This window comes from Leeuwenhoekiella sp. W20_SRS_FM14, from assembly GCF_052119605.1.
GTDB lineage: Bacteria > Bacteroidota > Bacteroidia > Flavobacteriales > Flavobacteriaceae > Leeuwenhoekiella.
This window is the reverse complement of the sequence record NZ_JBGQOK010000001.1, coordinates 39,605-53,397: the sequence shown is the minus strand read 5'-3', so window position 1 is coordinate 53,397 and position 13,793 is coordinate 39,605. Positions and strand designations below refer to the sequence as shown.

The 13,793-nt window shown below is 34.3% G+C and carries 16 protein-coding genes; 11 read left to right on the top strand and 5 right to left on the bottom strand.

Annotated elements, in window-relative coordinates; all coding sequences use genetic code 11:
- Positions 1–34 precede the first annotated feature (34 nt).
- Together ACEN25_RS00230 and ACEN25_RS00225 are read right to left on the bottom strand one after the other, a co-directional pair.
- The gene (locus tag ACEN25_RS00230) at positions 35–1,075 is read right to left on the bottom strand and encodes a PLP-dependent cysteine synthase family protein (RefSeq protein ID WP_441801110.1); all 1,041 of its coding nucleotides are present in this window, start codon (positions 1,073–1,075) and stop codon (positions 35–37) included.
- Between the two features lie 83 nt (positions 1,076–1,158).
- A complete protein-coding gene (locus ACEN25_RS00225; protein WP_441801109.1) occupies positions 1,159–3,219 on the bottom strand; it encodes a S9 family peptidase in 2,061 nt (686 codons plus the stop codon).
- Positions 3,220–3,352: 133 nt separating this feature from the next.
- On the opposite strand from ACEN25_RS00225, the gene ACEN25_RS00220 reads away from it, so the two are divergent.
- The 3 genes from ACEN25_RS00220 to gloA2 are packed head-to-tail and all read left to right on the top strand — an operon-like array spanning position 3,353 to position 4,390.
- Positions 3,353–3,676 (top strand): YbaB/EbfC family nucleoid-associated protein, encoded by a 324-nt coding sequence (locus ACEN25_RS00220; protein ID WP_441801108.1) that lies wholly within the window; start codon positions 3,353–3,355, stop codon positions 3,674–3,676.
- Positions 3,677–3,679: 3 nt separating this feature from the next.
- The gene (locus tag ACEN25_RS00215; RefSeq protein WP_441801107.1) at positions 3,680–3,988 is read left to right on the top strand and encodes a DUF6122 family protein; all 309 of its coding nucleotides are present in this window, start codon (positions 3,680–3,682) and stop codon (positions 3,986–3,988) included.
- 18 nt (positions 3,989–4,006) lie between these two features.
- Complete coding sequence (gene gloA2 / locus ACEN25_RS00210; RefSeq protein ID WP_441801106.1) at positions 4,007–4,390, top strand: SMU1112c/YaeR family gloxylase I-like metalloprotein; 384 nt, start codon at positions 4,007–4,009, stop codon at positions 4,388–4,390.
- Here the strand turns inward: gloA2 and ACEN25_RS00205 are convergent.
- Positions 4,387–5,418 carry an LLM class flavin-dependent oxidoreductase gene (locus tag ACEN25_RS00205; protein WP_441801105.1) on the bottom strand — a complete coding sequence of 344 codons (1,032 nt, stop codon included), beginning with the start codon at positions 5,416–5,418 and terminating at the stop codon, positions 4,387–4,389. The genes gloA2 and ACEN25_RS00205 overlap by 4 nt on opposite strands.
- 195 nt (positions 5,419–5,613) lie before the next feature.
- Here ACEN25_RS00205 and ACEN25_RS00200 point away from each other — a divergent pair, with 195 nt between their 5' ends.
- Both ACEN25_RS00200 and ACEN25_RS00195 read left to right on the top strand, forming a co-directional pair.
- The gene (locus ACEN25_RS00200) at positions 5,614–5,997 is read left to right on the top strand and encodes a hypothetical protein (RefSeq protein WP_441801104.1); all 384 of its coding nucleotides are present in this window, start codon (positions 5,614–5,616) and stop codon (positions 5,995–5,997) included.
- Between the two features lie 225 nt (positions 5,998–6,222).
- Complete coding sequence (locus tag ACEN25_RS00195) at positions 6,223–7,263, top strand: LacI family DNA-binding transcriptional regulator (protein WP_441801103.1); 1,041 nt, start codon at positions 6,223–6,225, stop codon at positions 7,261–7,263.
- A gap of 2 nt (positions 7,264–7,265) precedes the next feature.
- Here the strand turns inward: ACEN25_RS00195 and ACEN25_RS00190 are convergent, their stop codons facing one another.
- Positions 7,266–8,381 carry a GAF domain-containing protein gene (locus tag ACEN25_RS00190; RefSeq protein WP_441801102.1) on the bottom strand — a complete coding sequence of 372 codons (1,116 nt, stop codon included), beginning with the start codon at positions 8,379–8,381 and terminating at the stop codon, positions 7,266–7,268.
- A gap of 263 nt (positions 8,382–8,644) precedes the next feature.
- Between ACEN25_RS00190 and ACEN25_RS00185 the strand changes: the two genes are divergently transcribed.
- The 6 genes from ACEN25_RS00185 to ACEN25_RS00160 all read left to right on the top strand — a co-directional run bounded on the left by ACEN25_RS00185 (position 8,645) and on the right by ACEN25_RS00160 (position 12,916).
- A complete protein-coding gene (locus ACEN25_RS00185; protein ID WP_441801101.1) occupies positions 8,645–9,010 on the top strand; it encodes a hypothetical protein in 366 nt (121 codons plus the stop codon).
- Positions 9,011–9,050: 40 nt separating this feature from the next.
- Positions 9,051–9,479, top strand: a complete 429-nt coding sequence (locus tag ACEN25_RS00180) for a hypothetical protein (RefSeq protein ID WP_441801100.1) — start codon at positions 9,051–9,053, stop codon at positions 9,477–9,479.
- A 13-nt stretch (positions 9,480–9,492) separates the two neighbouring features.
- Entirely contained in the window at positions 9,493–9,867 is a 375-nt protein-coding gene (locus ACEN25_RS00175) for a hypothetical protein (RefSeq protein ID WP_441801099.1), read from the top strand.
- A 126-nt stretch (positions 9,868–9,993) separates the two neighbouring features.
- On the top strand, positions 9,994–10,800 hold the full coding sequence (locus ACEN25_RS00170) for an MbnP family protein (RefSeq protein WP_441801098.1): 807 nt from the start codon (positions 9,994–9,996) through the stop codon (positions 10,798–10,800).
- A gap of 48 nt (positions 10,801–10,848) precedes the next feature.
- Positions 10,849–11,904 (top strand): cytochrome-c peroxidase, encoded by a 1,056-nt coding sequence (locus ACEN25_RS00165; protein ID WP_441801097.1) that lies wholly within the window; start codon positions 10,849–10,851, stop codon positions 11,902–11,904.
- A 10-nt stretch (positions 11,905–11,914) separates the two neighbouring features.
- Positions 11,915–12,916, top strand: coding sequence for a transporter (locus tag ACEN25_RS00160; protein WP_441801096.1), 1,002 nt, complete (start codon positions 11,915–11,917; stop codon positions 12,914–12,916).
- Between the two features lie 294 nt (positions 12,917–13,210).
- Here the strand turns inward: ACEN25_RS00160 and ACEN25_RS00155 are convergent, their stop codons facing one another.
- Positions 13,211–13,558 (bottom strand): hypothetical protein, encoded by a 348-nt coding sequence (locus tag ACEN25_RS00155; RefSeq protein WP_441801095.1) that lies wholly within the window; start codon positions 13,556–13,558, stop codon positions 13,211–13,213.
- Positions 13,559–13,793: the final 235 nt, after the last annotated feature.

Below are 13,793 nucleotides of genomic sequence, written 5' to 3'. Positions count from 1 at the left end.
TAAAACGAACCTATAAATAATGCGCGAAAATACACTATTTTACAAATTCAATTTTATCAACAGCAATTTCGTTTTGACTATCAAAAAAGCCCTGCTCATTCATCCAATCGTCGCTATAAATTTTACTCATATAACTTCTACCATGATCAGGAAAAATAATAACTACTTTACTATTTTCATCAAATTCTCCCTGTTCTGCCATTTGTAGTGTTCCCTGCAAAGCAGCACCACTTGTATAACCTACAAATAACCCTTCAGTTCTTGCTATTCTACGTGCAGTATGTGCACTATCTTCATCAGAAACTTTTTCAAAATAATCTATAGCATCAAAATCTGTAGCAGACGGGATTAGATTTTTTCCCAGTCCTTCTATACGGTACGGGTAAATTTCATTTGTATCTAACTCTTTAGTCTCGTGATATTTTTTAAGTACGCTTCCAAAAGCGTCAATCCCTAAAATGCGAATGTTTGGGTTTTGTTCTTTAAGGTAACGTGCTGTACCAGATATCGTTCCACCTGTACCACTGCACGCAACTAAATGTGTTATTTTACCTTCTGTTTGTTCCCAAATTTCGGGGCCGGAAGATTTGTAATGCGCTTCGGCATTTAATTCATTAAAATATTGATTAATATAGACAGAACCTTCGGTCTCACTGTGTAAACGTTTTGCTACCTGATAATACGATCTGGGATCATCTGCGGCAACATTGGCAGGGCAAACATATACTTTAGCTCCCATCGTACGCAACGCATCAATTTTGTCTTTTGAAGATTTTGAACTTACAGCCAGTATGCATTTATATCCTTTAATGATACTTACCATTGCAATACTAAAGCCGGTGTTACCAGATGTAGTTTCTATAATTGTGTCTCCAGGTTTTAAAATACCTTTGCGCTCTGCATCTTCTATTATGTATAATGCTATACGATCTTTTGAAGAATTACCCGGATTATATGCTTCTACTTTAGCAAAATAAGAACCTGGAAGGTCTTTAGTAATTCTGTTTAATCGTATTAGGGGAGTGTTCCCTATCAACTTCAAGACGTCATTATAAACGTTAAGGTGTTCTTTCATAGAAGAATAATCGTTTCGAGTGCTCTTTTAGTATATCCTAAAACCGTTATTTAAACCTTGCAAATTTACGGGAAATATTTGAATTACTTTGATTTTCCTGCTAAATCAATTAAAAATGCATAATCCTGCGCTGTCTCCTTCAAGGCTTCAAAACGTCCTGAGGCGCCACCGTGTCCTGCATCCATATTTGTATTGAAGTAAATTTTTGTATCTGCAGTGTTTTTATCCCGCAGACGAGCAACCCATTTTGCCGGTTCCCAATATTGTACCTGGCTATCGTGATAACCTGTCGTCACCAGGATATTAGGGTATTCCTGAACTTTAACCTGATCATACGGTGAATACGATTTCATATAATCATAATACTCCTTATCATTGGGATTTCCCCACTCATCATATTCTGATGTGGTAAGTGGTATACTATCATCAAGCATTGTAGTTACTACATCTACAAAAGGTACTGCTGCAATAATACCGTTGTATAAGTGCGGTGCCATATTTATTACAGCTCCCATAAGCAAACCTCCGGCAGAACCACCATAAGCATACAAATTGTCATTACTTGTATATCCTTCTGCTATTAGATATTCTGAGCACGCTATAAAATCTGTAAACGTGTTCATTTTACGTAATAATTTACCATCTTCATACCAGTGCCTTCCCATATACTCTTCGCCGCGTATATGCGCAATTGCAAATATAAAACCAGCATCAAGCAAACTCAGACGTGAGGTAGAAAATGAGGGATCTGTTGTGATTCCATAACTTCCGTAGGCATATTGTAGTAGAGGATTGTTTCCATCTAACTGAATTCCTTTTTTATAAACTAAGGAAATCGGCACTTTTACGCCATCTTTAGCTGTAGCCCATATTCGCTTAGACTCATAATTTTCTTTTTTAAAGTTACCCCCTAAAACTTCAATTTCCTTTAAAACTTCTTTCTCTTTTGTAACCATGTTAAAAGAGATTACTGAAGGAGGCGTATCTAAAGAATTGAACGAGTAACGTAAAAAGTGCGTATCAAAATCTGGATTAATACCCGTATAAGCAGTATAGGTCTCACTATCAAAGGGCAGATAATAATCTTCTGTACCATCCCAGCGCTTTATATTTATTTTATTTAACCCATCGTTACGCTCTTCTACAACCAGAAAATCTTCAAAAATCTCAACATCTTCCAGTAAGGTATCTTCTCGATGTGGTATTACCTCAACCCAATTCTCTTTTGAAGTTTGAGAAACGGGTGTTTTCATTAATTTAAAATTGGTCGCATTGTCTTTGTTAGTGACTAAATAAAAATAATCTTCAAAATGCGAGACACTATATTCTAATCCTCTAGTACGTTTTTGTAAAATCTTAAATTCAAAATTAGGACCTTTAGCTTCTGCATATAAATACTCTGTGGTAAGCGTACTTGAAGAACCTATAAACAAATATTCCCTAGATTTAGATTTAAATACACCTACATCAAAAGTTTCATCTTTTTCTTCAAAAACTAAAATATCTTCAATAGCTTCTGTACCTAAAACATGTTTAAATATCTGACTACTTCTCAAGGTTTGCGGATCTTTACGCGTATAAAAAATAGTTTTATTATCACCGGCCCATACCGCTCTTCCTGTAGTATTCTCAATACGTTCAGAATACAGCTCGCCGGTACTTAAATTTTTAAATTGAAGCGTATATTGTCTTCGGCTCACAGTATCAATACCAAATACGGCGATTTCATTATTTTCTGAAATTGAGTATCCTGCCTGATTAAAATATGAGAAGCCTTCAGCCATTTCGTTATTATCAAACATTATTTTCTCTGGCGCCAGCATCAATTCTTTTCTTCGGCAATAGAGTGGGTAGTTCTTCCCCTTTTCGTATTTCGTGTAATACCAATACCCATTATATTTAAAAGGCACACTCTCGTCATCCTCCTTAATACGGGCTTTCATTTCCTCAAACAACTTTTGCTGCAAAGGTTTTGTATGCGCCGTCATCTCTTCGTAATATTTATTTTCGGCTTCTAAATAGGCAATGACTTCTGGGGCATCGCGCTCATTCATCCAGTAATATTCATCTATACGTATGTCACCATGCTTTTCTAATTCGTATGGAATTTGCTTAGCATCTGGTGGTAAAATGAGATTTTTCAATGTTTTTTCTGTTTATTAAAGAGTTGGCAAAAGTAAAGGTAATCGTAGATATCTTATGCATATTTTAAATATTCTTACCTTCAAGTTAGCCTGCTAAATTTGTATTTTTGAAACTTAACTTTAAAAGAATATTATGTTTGGAGATATGATGGGTATGATGGGCAAAATCAAAGAAGCTCAGCAAAAAGCCGAAGACACAAAACAACGCCTAGAAACGGTTTATATTGATGAGAAAAGTAGTGATAACCTCATAGCAGTAACCGTAAGTGTTGCTGGAGCTGTCAAAAAAATAGATATAAATGATGAGCTTCTTAGCGATAAAGAACAATTAGAAGACTATCTAATTTTAACTCTAAATAAAGCTCTAGCACGTGCAAAATCTAGTTATGATCAAGAATTAGCTGCTGTTGCTAAAGAAGGAATGCCAGATATTCCCGGTCTAGATATGTTTAAATAAGAAATGCTGCAAACTGTAATACATTACAGCTTACATTTTATAGCACCCGGGTTAATTGCCTGTGTGTTTTTTAGAAAAAACTGGAGAAAAGCCTGGCTGATTATGCTTTTAACAATGGCTGTAGATCTTGATCATCTATTAGCTAACCCCATCTTTGCCCCAGATCGCTGCAGTATTAATTTTCACCCCCTACACACCTACTGGGCCATTGCAATTTATCTGGTTCTTCTTATTTTTCCTAATACCCGCGTGGTTGCCACAGGACTTCTATTTCATATGGTCACAGATTATCAGGACTGCCTGTGGCTTTAGCGTTATCTTCTTTAAATTATGATTAAAAACATACATCACACTGCCATAATTTGTTCAGACTATAAAAAGTCTAAACATTTTTATACTGAAGTTTTAAATCTTGAAATCATCAAAGAAACGTATCGCGCAGAGCGAAAATCTTACAAATTAGATCTCGCCCTTAACGGAAACTATATTATTGAATTATTTTCTTTTGAAAACACACCTAGACGCATTTCAAGACCAGAAGCTTGCGGACTAAGACACCTTGCATTTTCCGTAGAAAATATTGAATCTGCAGTTGAAGAACTTCAAGCTAAGGCAATACCTACTGAGCCTATACGCATAGACCCTATAACCGGCAAACGTTTTACCTTTTTCTCAGACCCAGATGATCTCCCTTTAGAATTATATGAGATTTAAACTGCTATTTCTTGTGTCTTGAATAATTCTCCTACCAGCTCATACGATTTTAATCGTGCTGCGTGATCATAGATATGGGAAATCACCATAATCTCGTCTATTTGAGTTTCTTTTTTAAACTGCTCAAGCTCCCTGGCTACCTTTTCTTGTGAACCTATAAAACTGTAATGCATCATTTGTTCAATTTGCATTTTTTCAAGTTCGCTCCATTCTCTTTCCATGCTATCTACTGGTGGCGATAGTGGCTTTCTGGTATTTCTAATAACGCCCAGCATAAATCGTTTAGCACTGGTCGCTAAACGCTCTGCTTCTTCATCTGTATCTGCTGCAATTACATTAACGCAAGCCATCGTGTAAGGCTCATTTAATTGTGCTGAAGGCTCAAAATTTTGATGATATAACCGTAGTGCATCGTGTAAATGGGTAGGAGCAAAATGACTGGCAAAAGCATAAGGCAAACCCTTTTTACCTGCTAACTCTGCACTAAAGGTACTTGATCCTAAAAGATAGATTGGTATATCTAAACCCTCTCCAGGGGTAGCGCGCACCGGCGCTGTTGCATTCTCAATCGAGAAATAAGTTTGCAGTTCATTAATATTGTTAGGAAAATCCTGTACGGTTTCCTGTCTATACCTGCGTAGAGCCATTGCCGTACGTTGATCTGTTCCGGGAGCTCTTCCTAAACCCAAATCTATGCGTCCGGGATATATAGTCTCAAGTGTGCCAAATTGTTCAGCAACGACTAACGGAGCATGATTAGGAAGCATAACGCCTCCAGAACCAACTCTAATTTTCTTGGTGTTTCCTGCGATATGCCCAATTAATAATGGGGGTGCAGAGCTTGCAAGACTCTCCATATTATGATGTTCTGAAATCCAAAATCGGGTATAACCTAAATTTTCGGTATGTTGAGCAAGGTCAACACTACGATTTATAGCTTCAGATGTAGAGGCACCCTGTACTATAGGCACTAAATCTAAAACTGAAAATTTAGTATTTTCTAATATGTTGTGTGCATTATTTTTCATTGTTAATGAGTCGGTATAACTAGAAATACCTTACTAGAATCAATACTTCATCGTCATATATTCACGAATAAAAAGTTAATTTAGTGGTCTCGCTAGCGTAGACTAGTTAAATTAATATTTTTTGAAACGGCCAACATGAGATCAGTGTATTTGCTAATAATCGTTTTGTTCTTTAATAATTGTAAACAAAATGAGGTGTCTAATCAAAAGCACATAGAGGAATTAAAATTAGTAGCAGGATGTTATGGATATGATAGAGAAGGCACTACCATAACATTTAGAATTTTACGCGTAGATCCGCTGGTTCAGGGAACACTAATTTATAACTGGGCTGAAAAAGACCGAAACTCTGGAAGTTTTGAAGGAACACTAGATGATGACATCATTTTAGGAACGTATACGTTTATTTCTGAAGGAATAGAAAGCACACGTGAAGTAGCATTTAAGATTGATGATACTGTTTTACTAGAAGGTTTTGGAGAAGTTACTAACGTAGGTACAACTACAGTTTTTAGGGATAAGGCAAGTTTAAAATTTATCGAAACGATTCCTCTTGAATTAGGAAAGTGTCTAAACTAAAACCGAATACTAAATAATTTACCAGCATATATCCATAAAATTAATTTGATGGACTTAATTTATACTAGTAAATTGTAATTGTAATCGATTAACGTTATGAATTAGTCTTCAAAATACTAGTATTGGTTAGTATTCTGAATTATTTTTACTAAAAAAAAAGCGTTTAAAATCAACACGTTAAAGATTTTTTTTTTACCTAAGCCCAACACATATTCAAAAAAATAAATGAAAAAGAAGAGACCCTCTTTAAAAGATATTGCCGAAGTTTTACAAGTTTCAACAACGACTGTTTCTTTTGTACTTAACGGAAAAGGTGAAGAAAAAAAGATTTCTAAACAACTTATAGCTCGCGTAGAAGATTACCTTAAAGAAATAAATTACAAGCCTAATCTTGTGGCAAGAAGTTTACGCACAGGCAGCTCTAGAGTTCTTGTATTTATGGTTGAAGATATAAGTAATTACTTTTTCTCTAAAATAGGTAGAATTATTGAAGACATCGCATATAATAACGATTATAGAGTTCTTTTCTGTAGCACCGAAAATAACACTAAACGTGCTAAGGATTTAATACAACTATTTCAAGAACGTCAGGTAGATGGTTTTATAATAGTACCTCCTCCGGGTATTGAATCAGACATTTCAAATCTCATTGAAAATGATATTCCTGTTGTTCTTTTTGATCGTAAAATAAATACTTTAGACGTAGATTCTGTAACCTTAAATAACTACGAGGGTGCTACCAAAATTACAGAGCACTTAATTGAAGAGGGCTATACGAATATTGCTTTTATTACCATAAATCTTAATCTTATACAAATGGATGACAGGCGTAAAGGTTATCTTTCTACATTAAAGAAAAATAATCTAAAGTCTAACATTTTAGAAATACCCTACGAAATGGCACACGCAGATAATTGTAATGCTGCTATTTCAAAATTTTTATCTGAAAATCCGCAAATTGATAGTATCTTTTTTGCAACTAATTATCTTGCACAGAATGGTCTAAAAACTTTGTCGAGACTTAATGACAAATTGATTAAGACTTTAGGTCTAGCCAGTTTTGATGACAATATATTTTTTGAAATGTACTCACCTTCTATAACCACATTTGCACAACCCATCGAACAAATGGGAGCTCAATTAATGAATACAATGTTGGGGCACTTAGAAGACAAAGATAAAACGACAACTAAGAAAGCCTATGTACTTGAAGGAAAACTTATAATAAGAGAATCTTCCTTAAGACGAGAAACTATTAAATTATAAGGTTATTCAAATGCTTTTTTTTGAAAGTTGACTTTCTTTTGTTCATAAATCGTATTAAGACCCCTGGTGAAAGTATCTAATTCACGAGAAACTGTTTGTATATAATGACTATACTCTCTTAATTTATAATCTGTTAGACATTCTTTTTCATTTTCGATTAGATTAGCTAATCCCAATAAATTTGTAACCGGGCTTCTTAAAATATGTGATATATCAAAGCTTATTTGCTCCATCGCACGTTGATATTCTAATTGCTGCGTAATATTTTGAAAAGAGCCAAACCAGCCATTTTTTTGACCATTAAAATAACAAGGATTACCCTTAGCTAAATACCACTGAATTTCACCCCTGTCATTTAAAATTCTGAACTCAAATTCAAACGATGATTGATTTAAACAAGCCTTTTTAAGCTCTGCCTGAAATAAAACACGATCTGAAGGATATACATACTTTAAAAAAGCTTCGGGCTTCTTAATTATTAATTCGGGCTCTATGTCTTTATGCAGATTTTTTATTCCCTTACTTACAAATTGAAAGCTAAATGTAGATCTACTTAATTCAAATTGAAATAACACTCCCGGTGCATAATCTGTAATTTGCCTTAGATATTTTGCATCATAATTTATTTTACTCTGCTGTTCTATAAGCAATTTGCGAGAGTTGAAATGATTCATCACTTTTTTAGAGAGAAGTTTTAAAGATTTAATTTTATCATCGTTGAGTTGCCCTGGTTTAGTATCAAATACGCAAATAGTACCTAACACAAAACCTTTAGGAGATATTAAGGGAGCACCTGCATAGAAGCGTATTTTAGGGCCACCTATAACCATTGGGTTTTCTTGAAATCTCGAATCTTCTAACGTATCGTTAATCACTAAAACTTCATCTGGGTTTTTTAGGGTATATTGACAAAACGAAATATCACGTGGAGAATCTACGATATCGACTCCTACTTTGGCTTTAAACCAATTGCGATCTTTATCTAACAAACCTATTAGCGCTATAGGCTTGTCACAAATTACAGAAGCTAAAAATGCCAAATCATCAAATACTTCTTCTTTAGGCGTATCTAAAATATGGTAGTTTAAGAGCTCTTTTAATCTCTCTATCTCATTCATACAATTACAATTTAAGGCTTCCTTAAAGTTATACTTAAAAGGTACTTATACCAATTTTGATTAAGAACTAAATGGATTTTATAAATGGCCCAGAACTCAAAAAGTAAGAATTAACAAGTTAATTTTATAAACCTCATTCAAGAACGGCAAGTATTAAAAATTCCGTGAAAAATGAAGTTTTTAGTTTACACGACCATTATTTAACACAAAAAAATATCCCATTTTTGGAGCTATAATTTTTACTTAAGACTTATTTTTGCCACGTGAAAAATCTAATCCTCTTATTTGCTTTTTTAATGGTACTGCGTCCTGCATTTCCATTTATAGAGTATCTAATTGATTATGATTACATAAGTACCATTCTTTGTGAAAACAAAGAAGTTCCCGAAATGAACTGTAATGGTAAGTGTTACTTAATGAAATCTCTTGCTGAAGCTTCAGAAAAAGAATCTACTCAAAAAAAGAAAAATAATTCTGCTTCCGTAGAGCTTCTGCCATTTGTTGTTACAGATTCTAGTTTTGATCTTTCAACAGATTATTTAGAGAATACATCTGTTCAATTTCCTGTTGTTTCAGAATTTTTAAGGTCTCAAACCTCTACTTCCCTTTTTCGTCCTCCTATCATTTAATTTGAAATACACGTTTTTTTCTAATTAAATAATATACTCCATGAGCATTTTAAAAAAATCGCTTGTAGTCATATCTATTGTTATTACAGCAATATCTTGTAATAATAATACAGAACTGCAAGATCAATACAACTCCTTATTTAAAGAAGTTATTGCCGTGCATGATGAGATCATGCCAAAGATGAATGAGCTTACTCAGTTACAAGAACAAATTAAAAACGATACTACCGCTTCGCCAAAATTAAAAAATGAAGCCTTAAAAAAACTACAAAAATCTGATGACCGCATGATGTCCTGGATGCACAGTTTTACAGACTCATATGTAAAACAACGCATTCCTGTGTCAAAAATGTCTACTCAAGAGCTTGAAAGTGGTATTAAAGGCCTTCAAACAGAACTTGAAGAAGTAACCAATCTTAAAGAGTTTACCTACGAGAGTTTAAAAACAGCGAAACAAGTAGTCAATTAATAAGTAAGCTTTCTTGAAACTTTTCTGGCCTTTTTTTGCTGCATTACTTATAATGCGGCCTGTCATACCTGTATTAGACTATATAGTCAATTATGATTATATAGTAGATGAGTTATGCGTTAACAGAGACAAACCAGAACTTAGTTGCAATGGTAGGTGCTACCTAATGCAAGCTCTTGCAGAGGAAGCTTCAAAGAAAAAAGATGCTGAAGAGCGGGGTGCCAAAAACAACTTAAATATTATAGTAACCTATTTCATTAATCAAACTTTAAATTGGGAGTTTGACATTATAACCCGTGAGTCAAATAGTCTAGCTAAAGACACCTATATTTTGCACGAATCTTCAAATTTTAGAAGCAAGCTCATTAAGCCGCCCATTACATTCTAAATTATATTAAAAAGTATCACCTATCGCTTTTCTCAACTTAGAAGAGCAGATTGAGTGTGTTATAAATTTGATTTTAAAAACAAACGTATCCTAGCAGGGATACTATTTAACTTATATAATTTTAGAATGAAAACTATTAAAACATTTAAATATCTGGTTTTAGGACTCGCTCTTAGTATTACCTCTTGCTCATCTGACGACGATACAACAGAAAGTCTATCAGGAACAAATAATCTTATAATAGAATTTGATAATAGTGTAAATGGAGATGATTTATTGCTTAACTCTTCTACTTATACAAATGGTAATAGTGAAACACTTAGCATAACCCGTTTTAACTATATCGTAAGTAATTTTGTGCTTATTGATGCTGCTGGTAATGAATTTACCTATCCTAAAGATGAGAGCTATTTTATAGTTAGTGAAGAGATTAATCTCAATGAAATAGAACTGAAAAACATACCTGCAGGTGAATATGTAGCACTACGTTTTGGTGTAGGTGTAGATCAAGAGAAATATCTACAGGGAGCAGAAGGGCAAGGTGATTTTCTGCAACTGGCAGAAACCACAAATATGATGTGGTCTTGGCAGGCTGGTTATAAATTTTTAAACTTTGAAGGTACTTTCACATCATCTACAATTACTGAAGCGAAAGACTTTAAAATACATATGGGTAGTCATGGAAGCAGTCTTGACAACTATAGAGAACTTACCGTTAGCTTACCTACAAAAGCTCTTGTAAGTAGTAATCTAAGCCCTATTGTACACCTTGAAGTAGATGCCAATCAAATTTTAGATGGTCAAAATAAAATCTCACTTTCAGAAAAATCTGTTGTCATGGTTGATGAAGTGAAGAGTCCACAAATTGCCGTGAATGCTGCTACCATGTTTCGCGTAGATCATGTGCATAATGGTGAAAATCACGATCATTAATTAATACACTAAGTGCGGTGTGTAATGCACCGCACTTAATCTAATATTATGAGAATATTAATTAAGCATACTTTAGTGTTGCTGTGCATTCTACTCTTTATGTCCTGCACTGCAAATGACGATTCAGATTATAGTGCATTAGATGAAAACCTAACGGTTACTATTCCTGCAAATTTTCCTGAAATGAGTTATAACCTTGCTTCAAATTCTCCAACTAAAAATGGATTTGAATTGGGCAAAAAATTATTCTATGACGGAAATTTATCTGCAAATGGTTTTATATCCTGTGGTTTTTGCCACGAGCAAAGTTCTGCATTTACACATCACGGCCATCAATTTAGTCACGGTATAGATGATCTTGAAGGTACGCGCAACGCTCCTGCAATTCAAAATATGGCTTTTCAAACTGAATTTGCCTGGGATGGTGCCACTTCGCACTTAGATTTATTTCCTATAATACCTATTACAAATGAAGTAGAAATGGGTGAAACACTCTCAAATGTTTTAGCAAAACTTAAAAATAATAGTGAGTACCAGCGTCTGTTTGCTTCAGCTTTTGAAAATGGTGAAGTAAATAACGAGAATTTTCTCAAAGCACTTTCGCAATTTATGGTGATGATGATTTCAGCAAATTCCAAATATGACAAGTTTGTGCGTAATGAAGAGGGCGGTGAATTTTCGGCATTAGAAAAAAAAGGTCTTGCTCTTTTTGAATCTAAATGTTCGCATTGTCATAAAACCGATTTATTTACAGACAATACCTTTAGAAATAATGGACTCCCACCCTACCCTGGCCTAAATGATTTAGGGCGTGCTGAAGTAAGTGGACGTATTTCTGACAATTACAAATTTAAAGTACCTAGCCTGCGCAATGTTGCTTTAACAGCCCCTTATATGCACGATGGCCGTTTCGGAAGTTTGCAATCTGTTCTTAATTTTTACACAAACGGTGTACAAGATTCTGAAACCTTAGATCTGGTTTTAAAACAAAACGGAAAACTAGGTATTGCTCTAAATGCAGACGATCAAGAGGCGTTAATTGCTTTTTTGCAAACACTAACAGATACCGAATACATAAACGACAAGCGTTTTTCAGAATATTAAAAAATATAAAATGAACTTACATATATTTAAAATAGTAATGCTGAGTTTATTCTTAGTGATAACAACTTCCGCGATAGCAAAATCAACTACCGCATTAGATTCACTAAGTATAGATACAAACCCGTTTTATAAATACACCTTAGAAGATTGTGACTTTTGCGGCTGCGGAAGTTCTGGTGGCGGTATGGGATACGGAACTGTGGGCAATGAAAATTTTATAGGAGTGAGATATATCTATCAACAATATCAATCACGTGACGGAATTTTTAATAATTCGCCCTGGGTAGAAGAAAATTTTAACACACTCCAATTATGGGGAAAAATCCCGGTTACTAAAAAATTGAGTTTGACCGCAATTCTACCGTACCACTTTCATAACCGCAATTTTGCAGATAACACATCACAAAATATTGAAGGTTTAGGAGATTTAAGCATTTTGGGATTCTATTCAATAATAACCCCGGTACCCGATGGTTTATTTAAAAATCAACAGTCAAAATACAAACACAGTTTAGAATTGGGTGGTGGTATAAAATTACCTACAGGAGCGTATAATCGATCTAATAATGAAGGTAGTGTAAACCCAAGTTTCCAGGTAGGCACCGGAAGTTTTGATTACATCCTTGCAGCTAATTACTCGGTAGGATATAAAAATTGGGGATTAGGCTTAATGACAAATTATACTATAAAAACCGAAAATAAGGAGGATTATCATTTTGGTGATCAATTTATTTATGGCTTAAATGTGTCTAAAGTGTACAACACTTTAAAGATTGATAAAATCATACCCTTTATAGGTCTGGCAGGTGAAGTCTATTCTGAGAATAAAAGTTATGGATTGAGAGTGCCAGATACCGAAGGATCTGTTCTATTTGGCAGAGTAGGCACTGAAGTGACTCTTAAAAAATTGAGTACAGGGATAAATGTAATGCTTCCTGTAAGTCAGAATTTAAATGCAGGTAAAGTAGAAGCTAAATACAGGCTGGGAATTCACTTAAATTACACATTATAATAGTCAAAAAACTTAGAAACTAATTAGCACTTTAAAAGCCTTGATGCAGTTTTACAACCGAATTAAGGCTTTTTAATAATTCTTAAAAATTCTAATACTGAATAAAGCTTATTTAAGGTCATAAATTTATTTAGAACTAGTTTGGTAAAAATCAAAGTGATTCAACAAATTGAAATATAATGCAGCCCCTTTTATAACTAATATACTCCCACTTCTCCTAGTACCATTACAAGGAGATTGTTTTAGAAATACTCATTTAATAGAACGAGAGAATTTAAAAACCTTTTCAAGTTATTAAGATCGGATGGTTTTTAACAACGTAATAACGTCTTTCACTTTAGCTTCAATCGCTTTATAATCATAGCTCCCGTCTGAAGATTTACCAATTAGTTGAGAGCCTAATCCAACACAGGTAACACCTGCATCAAACCAGGATTTTAAATTCTCTTGAGTAGGAATTACACCACCAGTAGGCATAATTGACGTCCACGGTTGCGGACCTTTAACTGCTTTTACAAACTCAGGACCATAAATAGATCCCGGAAATAATTTTATAATCTCACAACCCAGTGCTTCGGCATCATTAATCTCTTTAACAGAACCACAGCCGGGTAGCCATAAAACTTTACGATTGCTTATCACTTTTTGAGATAATCCTAAAATGATATCGAGCAGATTTCGCTGTGTATAACCGCCACTATATTATGACTGTATTTCTTCTTCAGAAATGACCTCGAGATTATGGGTTAACGCTAATGTTGTCTCGTGCAATACCTATAGTATTTTTCAGTAGATAATGAATTGCGATCTTTATGTGCATCTATAATAGCGTTATCAACCTAAAGCACTTTTTCAATACTACGCGTGATTAGGTTCG